Source organism: Pseudooceanicola profundi, assembly GCF_050897955.1.
Taxonomy (GTDB): domain Bacteria; phylum Pseudomonadota; class Alphaproteobacteria; order Rhodobacterales; family Rhodobacteraceae; genus Pseudooceanicola.
The window spans coordinates 500,906-524,316 of record NZ_JBPAXZ010000001.1 but is presented as its reverse complement, the minus strand read 5'-3'; the positions used below and the strand labels follow the sequence as shown (position 1 = coordinate 524,316).

Sequence of the window (23,411 nt, the reverse complement as noted above, 5' to 3'; positions counted from 1 at the left end):
ACCCCGACGGCCCCCTTCATCTTGGCAAAAATACTCCCGCGCGGAGCGCATCCGACCCCGCCAGACAGCGCCCCCTCAGACCTCTTCGATCCGGATCGCCACCGGCCTTGTCTCCACCACGCCGGTCTTGTCCATCGCGGAGAGCGCAACGTCGAGTGATTGCCGGTCCGTCTGATGCGTCACGATCAGAACCGGCGCGCCGCCGCCCTCGTGGTCATACTGCCGCATCCGGTGGATCGACACGCCGGCCTCGCCCAGAACCGTCGCCACCTTGGCCAGCGCGCCGGGCTTGTCCTGCAGCGTCATCCGCAGATAATAGGCCGCCGGCGTCACCGATTTTGCGGGCACGGCCGCCACCAGCGTCTCCGCCTTCTGGCCAAAGACCGGGATCCGCAGCCCCCGCGCAATGTCGCAGACATCGCCCATCACGGCCGAGGCCGTCGGCCCTTCGCCCGCACCGGGGCCGCGCAGCACGATCCGCTCCACCGCATTGCCCTCCAGCACGACCATATTGGTCCCGCCTTCCAGCTGCCCCAGCGGAGAGGTCATCGGCACCAGGCAGGGCGACATCCGCTGTTCCAGCCCGCGCCCCGTCATCCGCGCCACGCCCAGCAGCTTGATCCGGTAGCCCATATCGGCGGCGGCGCGGATATCCTCGATGGTCAGCCGGCCGATCCCTTCCAGCTCCATATCGTCAAAGGCGACCCGGGTGCCGAAGGCCACGGCGGCCAGCAGCGACAGCTTGTGGCCCGCATCGATCCCGCCCACGTCCAGCTCCGGATCGGCCTCCAGATAACCCAGCTGGTTGGCCTCCTCAAAGACCTCCTCATAGGGCAGTCCCGCGCTTTCCATACGGGTCAGGATATAGTTGCAGGTGCCGTTCATCACGCCCATGACGCGGGTGATCGCATTGCCCGCCAGCCCCTCGGTCAGCGCCTTGACCACTGGAATGCCACCGGCAACGGCGGCCTCGTACCGGATCACGCGACCCTGCGCCTCTGCCAGCTCGGCCAGCGCCTGACCATGCACGGCCAGCATCGCCTTGTTGGCGGTCACGACATCCTTGCCAGCCTTCAGCGCCGCCTCCGTCGCGGCCTTGGCCGGGCCGTCCGACCCGCCCATCAGCTCGACAAAGACATCGACATCCTCGCGGGTGGCCAGCTTGACCGGATCGTCTTCCCAATCGTAGCCCGAGAGCGACACGCCCCGGTCCTTGTCCCGGGTCCGGGCGGAGACGGCGGAGATTGTGATCTCCACCCCGGTCCGGGCGGTCAGCATCTGCGCCTCGCGCCGGATGATCTTGATCACCCCGACGCCGACCGTTCCCAGCCCCGCAATGCCCAGACGCAACCTGCCGCTCATGCCCATCTCCTTCAAATTTCACTGCCTGCGGCTTTATCCGGTCCCGCCGGGCCTTGCAACGCGGCAACGGGGACCGGTCAGACCATGGTGGACAGGAAGGGCCCCGCGCGATGAGGCCTATTGGATCTGCCGCAACCGCGCTGCCCGGGCCCTGAGCGCCGCCGCCCGCGCATTCAGCGCAGCATCGTCGCCCTCTGCGATCTGCGCCTTCTGACCGCGCGCCAGAATCTCCGATTGCGGCACAAGCGCGGGGTAGTCGCCCTGCAACTCGGACGCGGGAATCGTGCGGCCCAGGTCCGGAATATCCGAACAGGCAGCGAGGCTGAGAAGCGCAAAAAGGACAAGAAGAAAGGACGTGCGGATCATGATCGGCTCCCGATTGACGACACCCTGACGCATCCGGGCGAGAGGGGCAAGAACCGCCGGGACCGCGGCCGCCGCGCTTGATCTGAACGGGCGTTCAGATACAACCGGTGGCATGGCCCGTACCCAAGGTTCCCGTTCCGAACTGACCGCGCCGCGTATCCGAGACGCAGCCCTGACGCTGTTCGCGCGCCATGGCTATGCGGCCGTTTCGATGCGCCAGATTGCGGCGGAGGTAGGGGTGCAGGTCGGCGCTTTGTACAATTATACGCCCGACAAGCAGTCTCTGCTCTTTGATCTGATGAAAACGCATATGCTTGAGCTGCTGAGCGCCGATGCGGCGCGGCCCCGGCCAGAGGATCCGGTCGAGGCGCTGGCGGAGTTCACGGCATTTCACATCCGGTTCCATGCAGCCCGGCCCGATGCGGTCTTTATCGCCTATATGGAGCTTCGTAATCTCGACCCGGCAAACTTTGCCGAGATCGAGGCGCTGCGGCACAGATACGAGGAGGGCCTGGCCGAGATCCTGCGGCAGGGCCAGGCGGCAGAGGCCTTCCGGATCCGTGATATCCGGATCGCAACCATGGCGCTGATTGCCATGCTCACGGGCGTAAACACCTGGTTCCGGCAGACGGGGCGGCTGCGGCTGGAGGAGATCGAGGAGATCTACCGCGATCTTGCTTTTCGCCTTGTGGCGGGGTGACGCCCTGCGGGCGTATGGGGGGCGCTGCCCCCCACCGGCCCTGCGGGCCGCCCCCCGGGATATTTTGGGCAAGAGGAAGGGGGCGCCGCCGCGTCAGTGCGCGGGTTTGATGAATGTGCCGTTTCTCAGCTCCCGAAAGGCCTGCTGGAGCTCTTCGCCGGTATTCATCACGATGGGGCCATGCCAGGCGACCGGTTCCTGGATCGGGGCGCCGGAGATCAGCAGGAAGCGCACGCCCTCCTCGCCGGCCTGGACGGAGATCTCGTCACCTGTGCCGAAGCGCACCAGGGTGCGGTTGCCGGACATGTCGCGGATATTGACCTCCTGACCGCGCACTTCCTTTTCCAGCAGCACCCCGGTCGGGGCCGAGGCATCGGCAAAGGCGGCAGATCCTTCGAACACATAGGCAAAGGCGCGGCGATAGGTGTCGACGGGCAGGGTTTTCTGCACCCCCGGCGGAATGGAGATATCGAGATATTGCGGATCCGCCGCGATCCCGTCGACGGGGCCGCGCCGGCCCCAGAATTCGCCCACGACGACGCGCACGCGTGTGCCGTCATCATCGATGATCTCCGGGATCTCGCCTGACGAGACATCCTGATAGCGTGGCGCGGTCATCTTGAGATCGCGCGGCAGATTGGCCCAGAGCTGGAACCCGTGCATCTGGCCGGAGGCGGTGCCTTTGGGCATTTCCTGATGCAGGATACCCGATCCGGCCGTCATCCACTGGACATCGCCCGCACCGAGCGAGCCGGAATTGCCGAGGCTGTCGGCGTGATCGACAGTTCCGGACAGCACATAGGTGATCGTTTCAATGCCCCGATGCGGGTGCCAGGGGAACCCGGATTGAAAATCGCGCGGATCGTCATTGCGGAAGTCATCGAAGAGCAGGAAGGGGTCAAGCTCGGACGGGCGGTGAAACCCGAAGGCGCGGTGCAGGCGGACACCGGCGCCCTCCATGGTTTCCATGGCTTGACGGGTCTCGAGAGTGGGACGGATGGACATGGCGTGTCTCCTGTTGCACAGATCGCAAAGATAGGCCGGACCCGGCCCTTGGCCAAGCGGCCGCTTGGTGCGCCCGCACAGGGGCCTTGTGCGGATGACAACATTTGGCGAGGCCCGGGACGTCGTTCCGGACCGGCCGGCGCCCCGCTCTGGACTGACAGGGGCAGGGCGGTGAAACACGAGGAGCTGAGCAGGATGGAAGCGACAGTGGCAGAGGTATCGGCATCCGCCGCCCGGCGTGTCTTTGGTGTGGGAGTGCTGCTGTTTCTGGGGCTGTTGCTGATCAGGATGGCCATGCTGGGCGGAGGCCGCCCGCTGGACGCGCTGATCCTGGTCATGGCTCTGGCGGCCCTGGGCGGAGGATGGGCCATGTACCGGGCGACGTCGCGGTCCATCCGGCTGCGATCCGACGGGCTGTTTGACAGCCGCGGCATCTGCCTGGCGCGAATGGAGGATATCGTCTCCGTGGATCGCGGCACATTTGCCTTCAAACCGTCCAACGGATTTGTTCTGCGGACCCGCGGGCGCCAGCCGACCCTGTGGCAGCCCGGGCTTTACTGGCGCTACGGGCGGCGCATCGGCGTCGGCGGGATCACCCGCGCGGCCGAGGCAAAGCAGATGGCCGATGCGCTGGCGATCATGCTGGCGGAGCGCAGCGCGGCCGAAGGGCAGGGCTGAGGTCCCGGACCAGCCCCGTGCCGGAACCGGGCGGGGCGGGGCGTGTCAGCCTCAGCTGGGCGTGCCGTCGTCCCACTTCAGCTGGGAGGTGAACCGCGGGTTCATGAACAGCCGGGTCCGCATTTCGAAATCGTCCATGCCGATCTTGAACGGGAGCTGGTAGTCGTTCCAGGTCTCGAACAGGATGAATTCGTCGCCGGAGGAGATCAGCGGAAGCTTTTCGCGCATCGCCGTAGCAGAAGTATCGCTAAGCGGATCCTGGCCGGACGCGCCGCGCACCTTGGACCATTTGACGACATATCTGTCTTCGTCCGCGTTATAGTCCAGCACACTGACCCGCATCTGCAGGTTGTGATGACGCACCAGCGATTTCATGAGCGAGAATGAATTCGTGACGAATGTATCGTCGATCTTGTTGGTCTCGCGCGAATAGGCATCGGCAACGGTAAAGGTCGCCTTCTGGTTCATGCTCTGCATCCGGAGCATGTCGAAGAAAGAGAACATGGCCACGAAACACCACAGCAGCAGCGGCGCCAGGATGATCGCCTCAAGCGCGATCGCGCCCTGTTCATTGCGGCGGAAGCGGCCGAACCAGGCACCGGCCCGGACGCGGCGCGATTGAGAAGAAGAAGGAACAGGCATGGGTCAGCTCGGCTCGTTCACGAAAGCGGTGGTGGAATAGAGGTGGTAGTCGCCGTTTCCGTCCTTTTCGACCATCATGCCCAGGCCAAATGCGGCGAACAGCGGTTTTGAGACGAAACAGGCGCGCAGGATCATGATTTCATTGTCGCCGCCATTCACAAAGGTCCGCACGGGGCTGATCTCCTCGGATTTGTCGACACAATCCGCCCCGTTGGTGAGGGTGGAATAGGCGCGCAGGTCCATCGGCTGCATTTCGAGCCGGAGGGAATTGTCGCAATCCGGCAGGAAGCCGGCATAGTCGCAGATCGATTCCTTGATCGTGGCATGGGTCGGCGTGCCGCCGAAGCCAAGCCGCAGGTCACGCACCGCGAGGTCGAGCCCACGCTCCAGCATGGTCTGCCGGAAGGTCATGAACCCCATGTCGATCGAGGACAGCATCAGGGTCATGAACAGCGTGAACATGAGCGCGAAGTCGACAACCATCGTGCCGCTTTCGTCGGTGCACCAGCGCCGCGTGCCGGCGCGCATATAAGCGATGAGACGGGTCAATATGTGAGCCTCAGTTGTTTGAGCTGGCGCGCGATCGACCCGAAGGCCTCTGCGATTTCCAGCCCTTCGACGCGGTAGAAATGGCTTGCGGAAGAGGCGCAGTTCTCCATGTGTGTGGCGGCCGAATTGTCAATCTCGAAGCCGATGGTCCAGATCACGATCCCGGCTTCTTTTGCTTTGGTGCACAGGCTGGCCAGGGCCGCATTGCCGGAGGTGTTGTCATAGGCGATTTCGAAAATGTCGCTCTCCAGAGAGTTATCGACATCGTCTTCGAAACTGTCGATCGTGTGGCGCGACCAGTGGTACCGCATGGCCGGTGTGTCATAGGCAAAGGGCATGATCCGCCGCGATGTCGTGTTCACGCCATCCGTCATCAGCACAACGGTTTTCAGCACGTTTTCCGAATAGTCGACCGGCCGGCCGTCGAAGGCATCGTCGATCAGCCCGTCGTCCACCATATCCGCGATCACCGGCTGGAACGCCGGGTCGAGCAGCCCGATACCCCATTTCATCCCAAGATGAATTGATGTCTGCTCGCGCCCGGTCATCGAGTTGATCTGGGATTTGAGTGCGTCCTTGTTCTGGCTGAACGCCGTGATCGTCTCATAGGACTGGGTCGGACAGGAAATCTGCGTGAAATTGCTGCTCGCCCAGGAGAAATACTGCCCCTGGATATAGGCTTTGTCCGGGTCGATCTCGGTATTGTCGAAATCCGTAGGCAGGAACTGCACGCAGTAGGAATAGTTGTGCAGCTGCCGGACGTTCATCCGCGAAAAGATCTCTTTGCCGGCATTCACATCCGCCGTGTAGGGCACAACGGATACGGAAATCTTATCCTCTGATTCCGGTTTCAGCACTGTATCCAGAAAATCCCCTGCGGCCGTGTGCAGGCGCGTCATCCGGCTGTTCTGGTTCATCGAACCGGAGATATCGAGCACCAGAGAGATCTCGGCATTGCCGATCTGTTCCTCGGCGCGACCCCGCGCCGGAATGGTCAGCGAATTGCGCCCCATCATGTTCAGGAAAGGCGTCTGGATATCCGCGGTCAGATTGACCTGAACATAGCGGCTGCCGGCCACGCCCTCTGTTTCGACATCATCGGCGGTGACGTAGGACGCCAGTTCTGCCTTGTTGAAATAGTCGAGCACCACCGACACCGGATCGAGCGAGTTGTCGCGGTGTGCAGCCGCCAGAACGGACGCGTCGATTGTCTGCTGAAGCCGCGTGCGCTGCATCTCGGTGCGCATCAGGTCGACCGATATCCCGACAACCAGCATCATCGTCAGCATCAGAAAAATCACGAGCGTCAGGAAAACCGCGCCATCTTCGTTCCGCGCATAGCCGCGCAGGAAACGGCGCAGCACGACGGTCCTCCTGGACAGTCGCGATTGCGGGCGTCGGACGTCAGTTGTCATGTGTTCCATGGTCATCCTTTCGCGGTTTGCCGGCGGCGGGACACAGTGCCCCGGACGGTCCGACGACCCGCGCAACTCTTTGGAAACGCGTTAATTGCAAAGGATTGGTTAAACCTGGAATGAGACCTAAATTTGGCGCGATTGGGACGCACCGGAGGAATATGCAGGGATCGCGAACGCTGGGCGCGATTTCACCGGAATTGTCGTCAACATCCGAAAACTCCCCCCTCTACATCTTCGGCGCGACGGTCTAGGGTCCGACTCGTGCAGCGCCATACAGCCGGGAGGAATGCCGATGACCGTGACCGCCGCCAAGGAGCCGACCTTCCGACAGAGCGTCGATCTGATGTTCAACCGGGCCGTGTCCCTGATGAACCTCTCACCCGGTCTTGAAGAGAAAATCCGGGTCTGCAACTCGACCTATACCGTCCGGTTCGGCGTCAAGCTGCGTGGCCAGATCCATACCTTCACCGGCTATCGCTCGGTCCATTCCGAACATATGGAGCCTGTGAAGGGCGGCATCCGCTATGCGCTCTCCGTCAATCAGGACGAGGTCGAGGCGCTCGCGGCCCTCATGACCTACAAATGTGCTCTGGTAGAGGCGCCTTTCGGCGGCTCCAAGGGCGGGCTCTGCATCGACCCGCGCGACTGGGAAGAGGATGAGCTGGAGCGGATCACCCGCCGCTTCGCCTATGAGCTGATCAAGCGCGACCTGATCAACCCGGCCCAGAACGTGCCGGCGCCCGACATGGGTACAGGCGAGCGGGAAATGGCCTGGATGGCCGATCAGTACAAGCGCATGAACACCACCGATATCAACGGAAATGCCTGCGTCACCGGCAAGCCCATCGGCGCCGGCGGCATTCAGGGCCGGACAGAGGCAACGGGGCGTGGCGTGCAATATGCGCTGCGCGAATTCTTCCGCGACGCCGCCGATGTGAAGATGGCCGGGCTGGAGGGCACGCTCGACCGCAAGACGGTGATCGTGCAGGGCCTTGGCAATGTGGGCTATCACGCCGCCAAGTTCCTGTCGGAGGAGGACGGCTGCTATATCACCGCCGTGATTGAGCATGACGGTGCGGTCTTTGACCCCAACGGCATCGATATCGAAGACCTGCGCCACTGGATCATGCAGCACGGTGGCGTCACCGGCTATCCGCATGCCCGCTATCACGACGAGGGCGCGGCCCTGCTGGAGGAGCCCTGCGATATCCTGATCCCGGCGGCGATGGAGGGGGTGATCAACCTGACCAATGCCCCCAATATCAAGGCAAAGCTGATCATCGAGGCTGCCAATGGCCCCGTGACCGCCGGGGCCGATCAGATCCTGCGTGAAAAGGGCGTTGTGATCATCCCGGACATGTATGCCAATGCCGGCGGCGTGACCGTGTCCTATTTCGAATGGGTCAAGAACCTCAGCCATATCCGCTTTGGCCGCATGCAGCGCCGCCAGGAAGAGGCCCGGCACGAACTGATCGTGGCCGAGCTTGAACGGCTTGACCGTTACCTCGGCAATGCCTGGTCCATTACGCCCGATTTCAAAAAGAAATACCTGCGCGGTGCGGATGAGCTGGAACTGGTTCGGTCGGGTCTGGACGACACGATGCGCGGCGCGTTCCAGTCCATGCGGGAGATGCTGCACAGCCGGGATGACGTCTCTGATTACCGGACCGCAGCCTATCTGGTGGCGATCAACCGCGTGGCGTCGAGCTACCGCGCCAAGGGGCTTTAGACGGTCCCGGAGTGAAGGCGGATCCCTGACATGAACGTGTTCGCGCGGCCCGGTCCATGGCGGGACGAGGCCGCGCAGGCAGTCTGCGTTGCGACTTCGGGCAAGCGTAACGCCGGCCCGGTCTTCTCGCGCTGATCAGGACCTGCTTTGCCAAGGCGTATCCGACGGTCACGGGCCGAAGTATCACCGCATTGACGGGATCAATCTTTCAGCACATCGCGAACCGCACCTTTCCTGTCGTCGTCTTGCGTTGCATTCCCCCGCGCCGCCTGCTTACTTGCCGGCAACATGGAGGCGGCGTCATGCGGTTCAATGCTCTGAAAGTCCTGAAAGAAGGGCTGACCGGCAATAAGGGGTGGGGCCCGCACTGGCGCGACCCGGAACCCAAATCTGCCTATGACATCGTCATCATCGGGGGCGGCGGCCATGGCCTCGCCACCGCCTTCTATCTGGCCAAGGAACACGGGCTGACCAATGTCGCTGTGCTGGAAAAGGGATATCTTGGTGGCGGCAACGTGGGCCGGAACACCACCATCGTGCGCGCCAACTACTACCTGCCGGGCAATTCGGAATTCTATTCGCATTCCCTCAAGCTCTGGGAGGTGATGGAGCGCGATCTGAACTTCAACGTGATGCATTCGCAGCGCGGGCTGATCAACCTCTTCCATTCCGACGGCCAGCGCGATGCCGCCGTGCGGCGCGGCAATGCGATGATCAATCAGGGCGATGACGCGATCCTGCTGGGGCGGGAGGAGCTGCGGCAGATGCTGCCCTATCTCGACCATGACAATGGCCGCTTCCCGATCCACGGCGGGCTCTATCACAAGCGCGGCGGCACGGCGCGGCATGACGCGGTGGCCTGGGGCTTTGCCCGGGGCGCATCGCAGCGTGGTGTCGACCTGATCCAGAATTGCGAGGTGACGGGGATCGATGTCGAAGGCGGCAAGGTCACCGGCGTCCAGACCACGCGCGGCGCGATCAAGGCGCGCAAGGTCGCCATCGTGACGGCGGGCCGGTCCGGTCAGGTCGCGGCGCTCGCCGGGCTGCGCCTGCCGATCGAGAGCCATATCCTGCAGGCCTTTGTCACCGAGGGGCTGAAGCCTGTCATCGACAATGTCGTGACCTTCGGCATGGGCCATTTCTACATCAGCCAGTCCGACAAGGGCGGGCTGGTCTTTGGCGGCGATCTGGATTTCTACCCTTCCTACGCGCAACGCGGCAACCTGCCGACGGTGGAGCATGTGATGGAGGCCGGCATGACGCTCATGCCGATGATCGGCCGCGCCAAACTGCTGCGCAGCTGGGGCGGGATCATGGATATGACGCCCGACGGCTCGCCCATCATCGACCGGTCGCCCATTGACGGGCTCTATCTGGATTGCGGCTGGTGCTATGGCGGGTTCAAGGCGGTGCCGGGATCGGGCTTTGCCCTGGCGCATCTCCTGGCCACGGACAGATATCATGAGAGCGCCACGGGATTCCGGCTGGACCGGTTCATGACCGGGCGCGGGCTGATGGACGAGGAAGGCACCGGGGCGCAGCATAACCTGCATTGAGGCCCGTGGCGGGGGCGGGATGCGCGCCGCGCGGGGATATTTTTGGCAAGAAAAAGATCTAGGTGAGATGAGACTGACCTGTCCACATTGCGGTGAGCGCGACCTTCGGGAATTTGTCTATGGGGGCGCGGCGCTGGCGCGGCCTTCGGGAGACTGGGGGCCGGACTGGGACGCCTATGTCCATCTGCGCGAGAACCCGGCCGGGCGGTCGCGGGAATACTGGCAGCATGGCAGCGGTTGCGCGGCCTGGCTGCTGGTGGAGCGCGACACGGTCACGCATGAGATTTACGCGGTGACGCTGGCCGGGGAGGGCGCGGCATGAGGCTGACCTCCGGCGGGCTGATCGATCGCGACCGGCAGGTGGGCTTCACCTTCGACGGGCATTCCTTTCTGGGGTTCGAGGGGGATACGCTGGCCTCCGCCCTTTTGGCCAATGGGCAGCGGGTGGTGGCGCGATCCTTCAAATACCACCGGCCGCGCGGCATCCTGAGTGCGGGCAGCGAGGAGCCGAATGCGCTGGTGACGGTGGGCCGCGGGCCGGGGCAGGAGCCCAATGTCCGCGCCACCATGCTGGAGCTGCGGCAGGGGCTGGTGGCGGCGTCGCAGAACGCCTGGCCTACGGTCGGGTTTGATCTGCTGGAGGTCAATGACCTGCTCTCGCCCTTCTTCTCTGCCGGGTTCTATTACAAGACTTTCATGGGGCGCGGGGAGAGCAAGCTGCGGGTCTGGGAGGCTCTGTTCGAGCCCGCGATCCGCCGTGCGGCGGGGCTGGGGCGGCTGAGCCGGGAGGCCGTGCATCTGCACACCGACAGTGCCTTTGGTTTCTGCGACCTGCTGGTGATCGGGGCGGGGCCTGCCGGGCTGATGGCCGCGCTGGTGGCGGGGGAGGCCGGGGCGGATGTGATCCTGGCCGATGAGGACAGCCTTGCGGGCGGTCGACTGAAAGGCGATCCGCAGGAGATTGCGGGGCAGGGTGGTGCGGCCTGGGCGGCGGCGGCCGTGGCGCGTCTGACAGCCATGCCCAATGTCCGGATCATGCCGCGCAGCACCGTGACCGGCGCCTATGATCAGGGGACCTATGCGCTGGTCCAGCGGCATGTGCCCGCGCCGGGCCGTCCGGAGGAGACCTTCTGGCGGATCGCCGCCCGCCATGCCGTGCTGGCGACCGGCGCGCTGGAGCGCCCCGTGGCCTTTGTGAACAACGACCGGCCCGGCGTGATGCTGGCGGGGGCGGTGCGGACCTATCTCAACCGCTACGCCGTGGCGCCGGGGCAGCGGGCGGTGGTCTATGGTGCCTCTGACGAGGCGCACCGGACGGCGGCGGATCTGCTCAAAGCGGGCGTGCATGTGGCGGCGCTGGTCGATGCGCGGCCCGGGGTCTCCACCACGCTGGATATCCCCTTCTTCACCGGCCATGTCGAGGCCGCCCATGGGCGGGAGCTGGAGGCGGTGACGATCCGGCGCGCCGATGGCAGCTCCGACCGGCTGCATTGCGACCTGCTAGCCATGTCGGGCGGTTGGAACCCGAACCTGCACCTGTCCTGCCATATGAACGGCCGGCCCCGCTGGGACGACAGCCTGCAGGCCTTTGTGCCGGTTGAGGGCGCGGTGCCCGGCATGCGCTATGCCGGATCGGTGACGGGGGCGGAGACCACCGCCGACTGTCTGACGCAGGGCCAGCGGGCGGCCTCCGAGGTTTTGACAGACCTCGGACGGCAGGCGCCGGCGATGGATCTGCCGGATACCAGCGACACCACGCGCGCCGCGCAGCCCATCTGGATGGTGCCGGGCAAGGGCCGCAAGTGGGTCGATTTTCAGAACGACGTCACGGACAAAGATATCCGCCTTGCCGCGAAAGAGAACTATCGTTCTGTCGAGCATATGAAGCGTTATACGACGCAGGGCATGGCCACGGATCAGGGCAAGACCGGCAATGTGACGGCCCTGTCGATCCTTGCGGATGCAACCGGAAGGACCATTCCGGAAACCGGGACGACCACCTATCGCCCGCCCTATGCGCCCATTGCCATCGCCACGCTGGGTGGCCATGGGCAGGGCAAGGGCTTTGCCCCCGAACGGCTGACCGCACCGCATAATGTGACGCTGTCCATGACCGCGCCGCAGATCGAGGCGGGGCTCTGGTATCGCCCCTCCTACTTCCCGCGTGCGGGAGAGGAGACCTGGCGGCAGTCTTGTGACCGGGAGGTCACGATGGTCCGCAGCGCGGTCGGCATCTGCGACGTGTCGACCCTCGGCAAGATCGACGTGCAGGGGCGCGATGCGGCGGCCTTCCTCGATTTCGTCTATACCGGCACGATGTCGACCCTTGCCGTGGGCAAGGTGCGCTATGGGCTGATGCTGCGCGAGGATGGCCATGTCATGGACGACGGCACATGCGCGCGTCTGGGGGAGACCCATTTCCTTGTCACCACGACGACAGCCGCCGCGGGCCTTGTGATGAAACAGCTGGAATTCGCGGCGCAGGTGTTGCGGCCGGAGCTGGACGTGCACCTCGTCTCCGTGACGGAGCAATGGGCGCAGACGGCGGTGGCCGGGCCGAAATCGCGGGAATTGCTGAATGCCGTGCTGGATACGCCCATGGCAGAGGGCGACTGGCCCTTCATGTCCTGCGGCGATGTCTCGGTCGGCGGCATCCCGGCGCGGCTCTTCCGGATCTCCTTTTCGGGCGAACATGCCTATGAGATCGCCGTGCCCGCGCGCTATGGCGAGAGCCTGTTCCGGCAGCTTGTCACCCGGGCGGAGGAGATGGGCGGCGGCGCCTATGGGATGGAGGCGCTCAATGTCCTCCGGATCGAGAAGGGCCTGCTGACTCATGCCGAACTCGACGGCAGAACAACGGCTTACGACCTTGGTCTTCAGAGCATGATGTCGAAGAAGAAGGATTTTGTCGGCCGGGCGGCGGCGGGCCGGGAGGGGCTTCTGGACCCCGAACGCCCGCGCCTTGTCGGGCTGAAACCGGTGGGCGCTGTGCAGCAGCTGACCGCCGGCGCGCATCTTTTTGAGCCGGAGGCAGAGCCGGTGCGGGTGAACGATCAGGGCACGATCTCCTCCGTCGCCTATTCGCCGACTTTGGGGCATTTCATCGGCCTTGGGCTGCTGAAAGAGGGGCCGGAGCGTTACGGCGAACAGGTGAAGATGGTCGATCATCTGCGCGGGGTAACAACGCTTTGCGAGGTCTGCTCGCCTGTCTTCTTTGACCCTGAGGGAGGGCGCGTTCGTGGCTGATCCGATCACATTGACCGCCGTCGCGCCCGGCTCCGGCCTGCCGCTGCGCCATGGGGCTATGACGCTCACGCTGCGGGAGACCGGGCCCGTGACCTCGCTGGCAGCAGTGCCTACGGGGCAGGGGGCATTGGCAGAGGCGCTGACGGCGCAGGGGCTGACCCTGCCGGAGGTCGGGCGGATGGCCGCGTCAGAGGCCGGGACGACCCTCTGGTTCGGCCGGAACCTGTGGCTGCTGATGGGCGTGGTGGCAGAGGCCGACGTGACCGAGGCCGCCGCCACGACCGACCAGTCCGACGCTTGGACCTGGCTCGATCTGACCGGCCCGGTCGGGGCGGAAGTCATGGCGCGGCTGGTGCCCGTCGATCTGCGCGATTCCAGTTTTCCGACCGGATCGGTGATCCGGACCACGCTGCACGGCATGATGGTTGCGGTTTTCCGGGAATCCGGGGATGTGCTGACCATCGGCGTTTTCCGCTCCATGTCCGGCACTCTGGTGCGGACGGTGGCGGAGGCGATGGAGACGGTGGCGGCGATCTGAGCGGTCGCGAAGAATTATTCGCAGCATGTTCCGGATGGCGCCATAAGCGTTCCATCGATCATATGTCCCGCCCGGCGGCGACGCCGGGCAGCGCCGACCCGCCCCGTCGCACCACCGGTGCGCCAGAAAAGTGCGGCACGCCTTTGGCGCGACGGGCGGCGCTAGTGCGCCACCCTCGGGTCGGCGCTGCCCTTCGCTCTGACCTTTTGCTTTTGCGTTAACTCTACCGCAATCCCCCAGCTTATCCCCGCCTTTCCGCCGCACGGCCGCTGGACTTGCCCCCCGCGACGCCCGATACTCACCCGATGAGTCTGCCCCCCGGTTTCCTTGACGAGATACGCAACCGCGTCAGCCTGTCCCAGGTTGTCGGCAAGAAAGTCATGTGGGACATGCGCAAGTCCAACCAGGCCAAGGGCGACTGGTGGGCGCCTTGCCCCTTCCATCAGGAAAAATCCGCGTCTTTTCATGTGGATGACCGGAAAGGGTTTTACTATTGCTTCGGCTGCCACGCCAAGGGCGACGCGATCTCCTTCCTGAAGGACGCCGAAAACCTCCAGTTCATGGAGGCGGTGGAAGCATTGGCGCAGGAGGCCGGCATGCAGATGCCCGCCCGCGACCCGCAGGCCGCCAAGAAGGCCGAGAAACGCGCGGGGCTGGCCGATGTCATGGAAATGGCCGTCCGTCACTATCGCATGATGCTGGGCTCCGGCGCCGCGACAGAGGCGCGCGCCTATCTCGACCGCCGGGGGCTGACGCGCGAGACGCAGGAGCGGTTCGAGATCGGCTTTGCCCCCGAGGGCTGGCAGGGCCTCTGGGACCATCTGCGCGGCAAGGACGTGCCGGAACAGATGATCCTGGCCGCTGGCCTCGCCAAACCGTCGGACAAGGGGCGCAACCCCTATGACGTTTTCCGCAACCGGATCATGTTCCCGATCCGCGATGCCCGGGGCCGCTGCATCGCCTTTGGCGGCCGGGCGATGGACCCGAAGGATAATGCCAAATACCTGAACTCGCCCGAGACGGAGCTCTTCGACAAGGGCCGCAGCCTTTACAACCATGGCCCCGCGCGGGAGGCGGTCGGCAAAGGCGCGCCGCTGATCGTGGCCGAGGGCTATATGGATGTCATCGCGCTGGCCACGCGCGGCTTCGGCGGGGCCGTGGCCCCGCTGGGCACGGCCGTGACCGAAGAACAGCTCGCCATGCTCTGGCGGATCACGCCTGAACCTGTCGTGGCACTTGACGGTGATCAGGCGGGGTTCCGTGCGGCCAAGCGGCTGATGCATCTGGCCCTGCCGCTGATGGAAACCGGCAAAAGCCTGCGCTTTGCCCTCTTGCCGGAGGGTAAGGATCCGGATGATCTGCTGAAATCGGACGGCCCCGCCGCCATGCAGGAGCTGCTGGACAAGGCTTTCCCGCTGATCGACCTGCTCTGGCGCGAGGCGACGGAAGGCAAGGTGTTCGACAGTCCCGAACGCCGCGCCGCGCTCGACGCTGAATTGCGCAACGCGATCAAGCAGATACCGGACCAGTCCCTGCGCCGTCACTATGGCGATGCGCTCAAGGAGATGCGGTTCCAGCTGTTCCGCCCGCAGCGCCAGCCACGAAGCAAAAGCAGCACCTGGACCCCACGCGGCGCACCGCTGCCGCCCCGTACCACGACCAAGACCTCCTTCCTGACCGCCGGCGGCCCGGCGGCAGAGGACCTGATGCGCGAGGCGGTGATCCTCGCCACGCTCTGCATGACGCCGGAATCCCTGCACGGCTTCGAAAGCCAGCTGGAGCTGATGGACCTCCGCGATCCGGAGCTGAAACCGCTGCGCGACGTCATCCTGAGCCATGCCGATCAGGGGCGCGAACAGCTTGCCCTGACGATTGCCGAAAAACTCGGCCCCGAGGCTCTTGATCACCTGCTGACGCGTCCCCATGTGGCGATCTGCCCCTCCGTTCGGAAGCCGGGCAATACGGAAATCGCCCAGATGACGCTGGCGGAGGAACTGGCCAAACTCAAAGCCCGCCGTGGCCTCCATGCGGAGATCGCGGAGGCGGAGGAAGAGCTGACCGGCACCGCCGATGAGGCCGTGACCTGGCGGCTGTCGCAGGCGGCGGAGGCGCTGAACAAATCCGTGGCGCCCCGGCAGAAGGACAAGGCGGACTATGACCTCGGAGACAACGGCGCCCGAATCAGTCGGGAGGAAAAGGGCGCCTTCGAAGCGATTCTGGGAACGATTCGCTTCGACAAAGGGCGAAAGTGACCCTTTCCGGTAACGGATTCCCAAAGAATTAACGCTAACCGGGTGTGCGCAGTCGCGAATCGCGCTATTGATTCGTTCCAAGCGAATCACGCCCGACCCGCGCCGAAGCAGAAGGCAGAGGCGAGAGACAGGAGCAGAGCATGGCCCCCAAAGATACCGACGACGAAGACAAGCGTCAGGACGACGACGACCAGGATCAGGACGTCTCTCTCGACCTCAGTCAGGCTCAGATCAAAAAGATGATCGCGGAGGCGCGGGAACGCGGCTTCATCACCTATGATCAGCTGAACCAGGTGCTGCCCCCCGACCAGGTGTCGTCGGAGCAGATCGAGGATGTGATGTCGATGCTCTCTGAAATGGGCATCAATATCATCGAGGATGACGAGGCCGAGGAGGAGGAGCAGAAATCCACCGCCGTGGTCGAAACCGCCTCCAACCGCGATGTCGCCCTGTCCTCCGGCACCGGCGAAAAGCTGGACCGCACCGACGATCCGGTGCGCATGTACCTGCGCGAGATGGGCTCTGTCGAGCTGCTGTCGCGCGAGGGCGAGATTGCCATCGCCAAACGGATCGAGGCCGGCCGGAACACGATGATCCTCGGGCTCTGCGAAAGCCCGCTGACCTTCCAGGCCATCACCATCTGGCGCGACGAACTTCTGTCCGAAGACATCCTGCTGCGCGACGTCATCGATCTGGAAACCACCTTTGGTGATCAGATGGACGGTGACGAGGATGCGCCGGTTGTCGACACCTCCTCTACCGAAAATGCATCGGCCTCCTCGGAGAAGGAGCAGGAATACGACGCCGACGGCAATCCGATCAGCACCGACGATGAGGATGACGACGATCAGGCCAACATGTCCCTCGCGGCCATGGAAGCGGCGCTGAAACCGCGCGTCCTTGAAACGCTCGACCGGATCGCCGGCGACTTTGCCGTCCTGTCCGAACTGCAGGACAACCGTATCAGCGCCACGCTGAACGAAGACGACAGTTTCAACGATGCCGACGAAGCGCAGTACCAGAAACTGCGGTCCGAAATCGTTGAACTGGTGAACGGCCTGCACCTGCATAACAATCGGATCGAAGCGCTGATCGACCAGCTCTACGGCATCAACCGCCGGATCATGCAGATCGACAGCGCCATGGTGAAACTGGCCGACCAGGCCCGTATCAACCGTCGCGAATTCATCGACGAATACCGGGGGCACGAACTGGACCCGAACTGGATGGACCGCATGGCGGAGAAATCCGGACGCGGCTGGCAGATGTTCATCGAACGCTCTTCCGACAAGGTCGAAGAACTGCGCTCCGACATGGCGCAGGTCGGTCAGTATGTCGGCCTCGACATCTCTGAATTCCGCCGCATCGTGAACCAGGTGCAGAAGGGCGAGAAAGAGGCCCGGCAGGCCAAGAAGGAAATGGTGGAGGCCAACCTGCGCCTCGTCATCTCCATCGCCAAGAAATACACCAACCGTGGCTTGCAGTTCCTCGACCTGATCCAGGAAGGCAACATCGGCCTGATGAAGGCCGTGGATAAATTCGAATACCGTCGCGGCTACAAGTTCTCCACCTATGCGACCTGGTGGATCCGTCAGGCCATCACCCGGTCCATTGCCGATCAGGCCCGCACGATCCGTATCCCGGTCCATATGATCGAGACGATCAACAAGCTGGTCCGCACCGGCCGCCAGATGCTGCACGAGATCGGCCGCGAGCCGACCCCGGAAGAACTGGCTGAAAAGCTCCAGATGCCGCTGGAGAAGGTCCGCAAGGTCATGAAGATCGCGAAAGAGCCGATCTCCCTCGAAACGCCGATCGGCGACGAGGAAGACAGCCAGCTGGGCGATTTCATCGAGGACAAGAACGCGATCCTGCCGCTGGATTCCGCCATTCAGGAAAACCTGAAGGAAACCACAACCCGCGTTCTGGCGTCCCTGACCCCGCGGGAGGAACGCGTTCTGCGGATGCGTTTCGGCATCGGCATGAACACCGACCACACGCTGGAAGAGGTCGGTCAGCAGTTCTCCGTGACCCGTGAACGGATCCGGCAGATCGAGGCGAAGGCGCTGCGCAAGCTCAAGCATCCGTCGCGCTCGCGCAAACTGCGGTCCTTCCTGGATCAGTGACTATTTAAGCGCAGATACGCGTGGTCAAAATCTGAGGTGACCATTTCTCGTGAAATCGGTCACCTCCAGAGATGGTCGAGCGAAGTAAGTGCAGAGCTTTGAAATGAAGAAATCGCTTTTGTTTTCAACGGTGTTCGCGGTCTGGTGCTCGGCCGTCTCTGGCGAGGGCTGGGAAGCGTCCGGCTATTTCACCGGCTTTGAGTGCAATGAAAACGGCGCCGCTCTGACGGATCGGGACGGCACGACCATGTACCTTGGGCGGTCCTGCGATGCCTTTGTTCCGGGGCATGGACGCGGCTTGTGGCACTTGTCCAATGCTGGCTTTCTGGTCGAGGCGGGGAGCTATCAGCGTGGCTTTCGCGGCGAGTTCGGCCCGGTCTGCGGCATGTCATGCAGCTATGAAGATGCCGAAAAGTATCGCGACTGACGACAAAGCTTGCGCCGCCTGAGGGAAACCGGACAGGTGGCAGCCCTTTCTGCCGGGCCGGTGTGACGTGACCATGGGGGCCAAGGGCGGCCGTCTCGTGAGTGCCGCAGCTGACGGCTGCAATGAAAACGGACAAAAGCAAAATGCTTTGCTCTGTTTCCCGGCATCCTCAGGAAACCCTCTGCGCATCTCGGGCGTTTATCCCTCATCAGGAGGGAGCCCAAATGAACCGTTTTTCTGTGGTGCCGTGTCTGGCGGCAATCATCCTGGCGTCGGCAGCCCAGGCTAAGATCGAGCCGGAGCAGACCGATATCCGACGTCCCATCCTGACGCCAACCATCGCCGAGACTTCCAGCCTTGCCTTGCCTGCCGATCAGATCGACGCCTGCCGGGAAACGCTTTCCCGGGTGTTGGGCGCGCCCATGCTTGGGTCGCAGGCCGACTACGGGATGCAGGCGGCACCCACGCTCCCTTTCTCGGCATGTGTGCAGGAGGCTCGGAACTGAGCGGGCCGCTGGCTCAGGCCGGGCCTTTACCCGGAGACTGACGCGCCGCATAACGGCGACATGCAGACCGATTTCACGATCGAGACGAACGGGCCCGGCCTGTACGAATTCACCCGTCAGGTGACTCGCTGGACCGCGGGGCAGGGCGACGGGTTGCTCACACTCTTTATCCGGCACACCTCCGCCAGTCTGCTTGTCATGGAAAATGCCGATCCCGAGGTGCAAACCGACCTGCGGGCCTTTTTCCACCGTCTGGTGCCCCCCACCACCGACCCGTCCATGAGCTACCTCACCCATACCTACGAAGGCCCCGACGACATGCCGGCGCATATCAAGGCAGCGCTTCTGCCGGTGAGCCTGTCCATCCCCGTGGCAGACGGACGCCCCTTGCTTGGAACATGGCAAGGGATCTATGTTTTCGAACATCGGACCCGTCCCCATCGCCGGGAAGTTGCAGCACATCTGGGATGAGCAATTCGGGCCTACCCAAACTCTGGTGGGTGCCCTATAGTAGCTGTGGATAGATTGGGGACGACCCCATGTAACTGGCGGTCTCAAGGGGAAAATTTCAGCATGCGTTGCCCGTTTTGCGGAAATGTCGACACTCAGGTCAAAGATTCGCGGCCCGCGGAGGATCACGTTTCGATCCGCCGGCGGAGGTTCTGCCCGGCCTGTGGCGGCCGGTTCACGACCTATGAGCGCGTGCAGCTGCGCGACCTCGTGGTGATCAAATCGAACGGCCGTCGCGAGGATTTCGACCGCGACAAGCTGGAACGCTCCATCCGTATCTCCATGCAGAAACGGCCCATCGAACCGGAGCGGATCGACCAGATGATCTCAGGCATCGTGCGGCGGCTGGAATCCATGGGAGAGACGGATATCTCCTCCAAGGTGATCGGCGAGATCGTGATGGAGGCGCTGGCCCGGATCGACACCGTGGCCTATGTGCGCTTTGCCAGCGTCTACAAGAACTTCCAGGCTGCCGACGATTTCGACAAATTCGTCAGCGAGCTGCGGCCCGAAGGCGCGGCGGAGGAGTAATCCACGGGCATACGCCCCAGACCGCGCCGAGACGATGCGATGACGGAGGGATCATGACCCGCGAGACTGACCTCCGGTTCCTGTCGCTGGCGCTCTCGCTCGGGCGGCGCGGGCAGGGCTGTACCTGGCCCAACCCGGCTGTCGGCTGCGTCATCGTGAAGGATGGCAGGATACTGGGTCGCGGCTGGACTGCGCCCGGCGGTCGACCCCATGCCGAACCGCAGGCGCTGGCCCAGGCCGGGGCGGCGGCGAAGGGGGCCACGGCCTATGTCTCTCTTGAACCCTGTGCCCATCACGGCAAGACCCCGCCCTGTGCCGATGCGCTGGTGGCGGCGGGGATCGCACGCGTGGTGGCGCCGCTGGCCGACAATGACCCGCGCGTTTCGGGGCAGGGGTTCGACCGGCTGCGCGCGGCGGGGATAGAAGTCTCGACCGGGCTGCTGGCCGATGAGGCGGAACGCGACCATCTGGGGTTTTTCCTGCGCACGGAGCAGGGGCGGCCGATGGTGACGCTGAAACTGGCCTCGTCCTTTGACGGGCGCATTGCCACGGCCACGGGCGAAAGCCGCTGGATCACCGGGCCGGAGGCGCGGCGGTTCGTCCATTCTATGCGTCTGCGCCATGATGCGGTGATGGTCGGCGCCGGGACTGCGCGGGCGGATGATCCGTCCCTGACGGTCCGCGACATGGGTGAGGTGCGGCAGCCCGTGCGCGTGGTGACGTCACGCCGGCTGGACCTGCCGCTGATGAGCCAGCTGGCGCGGACGGCGAAGGATGTGCCGGTCTGGATGTGCCATGGCCGCGACGCCGATGCCCAGCTGCGCCGGACCTGGGCGGGCCTTGGCGCGGAGCTGATCGAATGTGATGTGCGTGGCGGCCAGCTGGACCCCCTGTCGGTCCTTCGGGGGCTGGGGGCGCGGGGCCTGACACGGGTCTTTTGCGAGGGCGGCGGGGCGCTGGCGGCCGCCCTCCTGCAGGCCGATCTGGTGGATGTGCTGGTGGGCATGACGGCAGGCGTTGCCATTGGCGCGGAGGGGCAGCCGTCGCTGGGCGCGATGGGGCTGGGACGGCTGGCCGAGGCGCCGCGGTTTCACCTGCGGGAGGCACGGCCACTGGGCGGCGATGTCTGCCACATCTGGGAGCGGGCGGGCGACTGACCCCACGGTATGCCCGTGGTGCGCGCGGAAGCCTCCGGCGGGAGTATTTATTCCAAGATGAAGGGGGGGCGTGGCGCGCGGGCGGGACCGTCAGCGCCAGAGCCAGCTTTGCCCGGCAAGCAGGCCCTGGACCTTGGCAAGCAGGCGCAGAGCCGGAGAGCCATGGCGGCGCGGTCCTTCGGAGAGACGGCGGATCGCCGTCTCCACGGCGCAGGGCTGACGCGTGACCGGGTCGAAATAACGCGGATAGTCGATGAGGGCGGCGTGCACGAGGCCCGTGAGGGCGGGGCGCGCCTGACGGCGGGCGGGCACACGGCCAAGGTCGTTTGTCAGGCCCCAGCCGGCGTAGAAGGGCGTGCCGGTGGTGGTGACGCGGCGACCTCGGATCAGCGCCTCGAACCCCAGGAGAGAGGTCATGGTCCAGACCTCGTCAACCTCCGGCAGGAGCGCGGCCGTGTCGGTGTCGGTGAGGGTAAGATCGGCCCATTGTCCGGGATCGGCGACCGCGCCGCTGCGCAGACCGGCGAGCACGTCGGGATGCGGCTTGTAGAGGATCACCGCATCCGGATTGGCGCTACGGGCGGCCTGCAACAGGCCTTCATTCGTGCGGATATCGCCCGCGCCGAAGCGGATGGAGGCATCGTCCTCGACCTGTCCCGGAACCAGAATGCGGCGGCCCGGCGGCAGCTCCGGCAGGGTGCCGCCCAGATTGTATTTGGTGAGCCCCATTGCGATCAGAGCCCGGATCAGGGTCTCTGCCCGGCTCTGCTGATCCGGGCGCAGGGTGGCGCGCAGGGCAATCATCCGTTCCAGCCGGCTTTCGCTGCGGGGATCGTAATAGATGCCGAGGTCATCGCAGGCCAGCGACAGCGGCGGCACCAGATCCGCACCCAGGCCGCGCGAGCGCAGGAAGCCATCCTCCACCCGCACCGCCGCGGTGTCCTCCGGGGCCTTTCCGGCCCAGACCATGGCGCGCCGGGGCGCCTCTGGCGGGTCTTCGGAAAAGATCACACGGGTCTCCGCCCCGAAAACCTGCTGTAGCACGCCGCGTTTCCACAACCGCATGCCGGCCGCCTGCCAGCCGTGCCGGTCCTCCCGATAGGCGCGCACCCGGGCCTCCAGCCAGCCGAGCGCCTCTTCAAACGTCGCCAGCCTGTCCTCACAGGGGTGATACCAGACCGGATAGAGGATCATGGCGCAGGCGAAAAGCTGGACGCGGGTCAGGCTGCGACCCCGCCGGGTGGCGGGAAAGCGCAGCGGATGGCGGTCATCCGTCAGGTCCCAGCCCGCATAGAAGGGCTGACCGAAGACCACGGGGCGATGGCCCGCCAGGATCGCCTCGAACCCCATCTGGGAGGTGACGCAATAGACGGCAACCGCGTTTTCCAGCAGCGTCCAGGGATCGACCGGATCGGTGCAGAGGCTGATACGGTCCGTCTCGTCTTCGGGGCCGAAATAGCCCTCCCGATGGCCGTCCAGCGTTTCGGGATGGGTGCGGATGACGATGCGGGCGGCGGGGTGATCCTCCTGCGCCCAGTAGAGCATTTCCTTGAAACTATTGGCATCCGCGCCGCCATGGGTGACGGAGGCATCGCCGCGGGTCTGGTCGATGACCAGCACGTAGCCGGGGTCGGGGGCAGGGGCTTCCGGATCACCGGCATTATATTTCGACAGCCGCGCCTCTTTCAGCCGGGCGATGCCGCCCCGCGCGCGGTCGAGCAGGACGGTATCATCCAGCGGATGGGTCAGCAGAAGGGTTTCGAGGTCGGAGGGACCGGAGGCATCAAAATAGATACCGGAGTGATCGATCACGAGGCCCAGCGGCGGCTCTCCCGACCGGCCGGGATGGACGGAGCGCAGGAAGGCATCCTCCACGCGCACCAGCGCCGCGCCCGTTGCCTCTGCCACTGCTTCGCCGCGCTTGGCATAGGGGGAATGGCCCCAGACGGCGATCCGGTCCTCGGCCCCCGGCTTGCCCAGCGTCAGGTCATAGCCTGCCAGCGCCATGATCCGGCGCAGCCTCTTCTGCGACAGGAACCCGCCGTTGAAATAGTAAAGCCGCCGGGGCTGGTCCTCCCCGGCGGCTGATATCATGTGGTCCTCGGGGCCCAAG

Annotated in this window: 21 protein-coding genes; 14 read left to right on the top strand and 7 right to left on the bottom strand. The window is 64.6% G+C overall.

Features of this window, described 5'->3' with window-relative positions; genetic code table 11:
- Nucleotides 1-75: 75 nt before the first annotated feature.
- Both ACRARG_RS02540 and ACRARG_RS02535 read right to left on the bottom strand, forming a co-directional pair.
- Nucleotides 76-1,362, bottom strand: a complete 1,287-nt coding sequence (locus ACRARG_RS02540) for a homoserine dehydrogenase (protein ID WP_432688407.1) — start codon at nt 1,360-1,362, stop codon at nt 76-78.
- Between the two features lie 117 nt (nt 1,363-1,479).
- Nucleotides 1,480-1,728, bottom strand: coding sequence for a hypothetical protein (locus tag ACRARG_RS02535; RefSeq protein WP_432688406.1), 249 nt, complete (start codon nt 1,726-1,728; stop codon nt 1,480-1,482).
- A gap of 112 nt (nt 1,729-1,840) precedes the next feature.
- Between ACRARG_RS02535 and ACRARG_RS02530 the strand changes: the two genes are divergently transcribed.
- A complete protein-coding gene (locus ACRARG_RS02530; RefSeq protein ID WP_432688405.1) occupies nt 1,841-2,428 on the top strand; it encodes a TetR-type transcription factor C-terminal domain-containing protein in 588 nt (195 codons plus the stop codon).
- Nucleotides 2,429-2,521: 93 nt separating this feature from the next.
- On the opposite strand, the gene ACRARG_RS02525 is transcribed toward ACRARG_RS02530, so the two are convergent.
- On the bottom strand, nt 2,522-3,433 hold the full coding sequence (locus tag ACRARG_RS02525; RefSeq protein WP_432688404.1) for a pirin family protein: 912 nt from the start codon (nt 3,431-3,433) through the stop codon (nt 2,522-2,524).
- A gap of 195 nt (nt 3,434-3,628) precedes the next feature.
- Between ACRARG_RS02525 and ACRARG_RS02520 the strand changes: the two genes are divergently transcribed.
- On the top strand, nt 3,629-4,111 hold the full coding sequence (locus ACRARG_RS02520) for a hypothetical protein (RefSeq protein WP_432688403.1): 483 nt from the start codon (nt 3,629-3,631) through the stop codon (nt 4,109-4,111).
- 51 nt (nt 4,112-4,162) lie between these two features.
- Here ACRARG_RS02520 and ACRARG_RS02515 read toward each other — a convergent pair whose 3' ends face one another.
- Genes ACRARG_RS02515 through ACRARG_RS02505 form a run of 3 tightly spaced genes read right to left on the bottom strand, consistent with a single transcriptional unit; the run spans nt 4,163 to nt 6,666 of the window.
- Nucleotides 4,163-4,753, bottom strand: a complete 591-nt coding sequence (locus ACRARG_RS02515; protein ID WP_432688402.1) for a TadE/TadG family type IV pilus assembly protein — start codon at nt 4,751-4,753, stop codon at nt 4,163-4,165.
- Between the two features lie 3 nt (nt 4,754-4,756).
- Nucleotides 4,757-5,302 (bottom strand): TadE/TadG family type IV pilus assembly protein, encoded by a 546-nt coding sequence (locus ACRARG_RS02510; protein ID WP_432688401.1) that lies wholly within the window; start codon nt 5,300-5,302, stop codon nt 4,757-4,759.
- Nucleotides 5,299-6,666 (bottom strand): TadE/TadG family type IV pilus assembly protein, encoded by a 1,368-nt coding sequence (locus tag ACRARG_RS02505; RefSeq protein ID WP_432688400.1) that lies wholly within the window; start codon nt 6,664-6,666, stop codon nt 5,299-5,301. The genes ACRARG_RS02510 and ACRARG_RS02505 overlap by 4 nt, the downstream gene beginning before the upstream one ends.
- Before the next feature lie 346 nt (nt 6,667-7,012).
- On the opposite strand from ACRARG_RS02505, the gene ACRARG_RS02500 reads away from it, so the two are divergent.
- The 12 genes from ACRARG_RS02500 to ribD all read left to right on the top strand — a co-directional run bounded on the left by ACRARG_RS02500 (nt 7,013) and on the right by ribD (nt 21,298).
- Complete coding sequence (locus ACRARG_RS02500) at nt 7,013-8,449, top strand: Glu/Leu/Phe/Val family dehydrogenase (RefSeq protein ID WP_432688399.1); 1,437 nt, start codon at nt 7,013-7,015, stop codon at nt 8,447-8,449.
- Between the two features lie 302 nt (nt 8,450-8,751).
- The gene (locus ACRARG_RS02495) at nt 8,752-10,005 is read left to right on the top strand and encodes a sarcosine oxidase subunit beta family protein (protein WP_432688398.1); all 1,254 of its coding nucleotides are present in this window, start codon (nt 8,752-8,754) and stop codon (nt 10,003-10,005) included.
- A gap of 67 nt (nt 10,006-10,072) precedes the next feature.
- A complete protein-coding gene (locus ACRARG_RS02490) occupies nt 10,073-10,327 on the top strand; it encodes a sarcosine oxidase subunit delta (RefSeq protein ID WP_432688397.1) in 255 nt (84 codons plus the stop codon).
- The gene (locus tag ACRARG_RS02485; protein ID WP_432688396.1) at nt 10,324-13,251 is read left to right on the top strand and encodes a sarcosine oxidase subunit alpha family protein; all 2,928 of its coding nucleotides are present in this window, start codon (nt 10,324-10,326) and stop codon (nt 13,249-13,251) included. Before ACRARG_RS02490 ends, ACRARG_RS02485 begins: the two co-directional genes overlap by 4 nt.
- Nucleotides 13,244-13,789: a sarcosine oxidase subunit gamma gene (locus ACRARG_RS02480; RefSeq protein WP_432688395.1), complete on the top strand. Its 546-nt coding sequence runs from the start codon at nt 13,244-13,246 to the stop codon at nt 13,787-13,789. The genes ACRARG_RS02485 and ACRARG_RS02480 overlap by 8 nt, the downstream gene beginning before the upstream one ends.
- Nucleotides 13,790-14,094: 305 nt before the next feature.
- Nucleotides 14,095-16,041, top strand: coding sequence for a DNA primase (gene dnaG / locus ACRARG_RS02475; RefSeq protein WP_432688394.1), 1,947 nt, complete (start codon nt 14,095-14,097; stop codon nt 16,039-16,041).
- Nucleotides 16,042-16,181: 140 nt separating this feature from the next.
- Nucleotides 16,182-18,167 carry an RNA polymerase sigma factor RpoD gene (rpoD, locus tag ACRARG_RS02470; protein WP_432688393.1) on the top strand — a complete coding sequence of 662 codons (1,986 nt, stop codon included), beginning with the start codon at nt 16,182-16,184 and terminating at the stop codon, nt 18,165-18,167.
- A gap of 103 nt (nt 18,168-18,270) precedes the next feature.
- Nucleotides 18,271-18,594: a hypothetical protein gene (locus ACRARG_RS02465; protein WP_432688392.1), complete on the top strand. Its 324-nt coding sequence runs from the start codon at nt 18,271-18,273 to the stop codon at nt 18,592-18,594.
- Nucleotides 18,595-18,818: 224 nt separating this feature from the next.
- Nucleotides 18,819-19,100: a hypothetical protein gene (locus ACRARG_RS02460; RefSeq protein WP_432688391.1), complete on the top strand. Its 282-nt coding sequence runs from the start codon at nt 18,819-18,821 to the stop codon at nt 19,098-19,100.
- 60 nt (nt 19,101-19,160) lie between these two features.
- Complete coding sequence (locus ACRARG_RS02455; protein ID WP_432688390.1) at nt 19,161-19,571, top strand: secondary thiamine-phosphate synthase enzyme YjbQ; 411 nt, start codon at nt 19,161-19,163, stop codon at nt 19,569-19,571.
- 102 nt (nt 19,572-19,673) lie between these two features.
- A complete protein-coding gene (gene nrdR, locus ACRARG_RS02450) occupies nt 19,674-20,141 on the top strand; it encodes a transcriptional regulator NrdR (protein WP_432688389.1) in 468 nt (155 codons plus the stop codon).
- Between the two features lie 53 nt (nt 20,142-20,194).
- Complete coding sequence (gene ribD / locus ACRARG_RS02445; protein WP_432688388.1) at nt 20,195-21,298, top strand: bifunctional diaminohydroxyphosphoribosylaminopyrimidine deaminase/5-amino-6-(5-phosphoribosylamino)uracil reductase RibD; 1,104 nt, start codon at nt 20,195-20,197, stop codon at nt 21,296-21,298.
- 90 nt (nt 21,299-21,388) lie between these two features.
- On the opposite strand, the gene ACRARG_RS02440 is transcribed toward ribD, so the two are convergent.
- On the bottom strand, nt 21,389-23,392 hold the full coding sequence (locus tag ACRARG_RS02440) for a capsule polysaccharide biogenesis protein (protein ID WP_432688387.1): 2,004 nt from the start codon (nt 23,390-23,392) through the stop codon (nt 21,389-21,391).
- Nucleotides 23,393-23,411 lie beyond the last annotated feature (19 nt).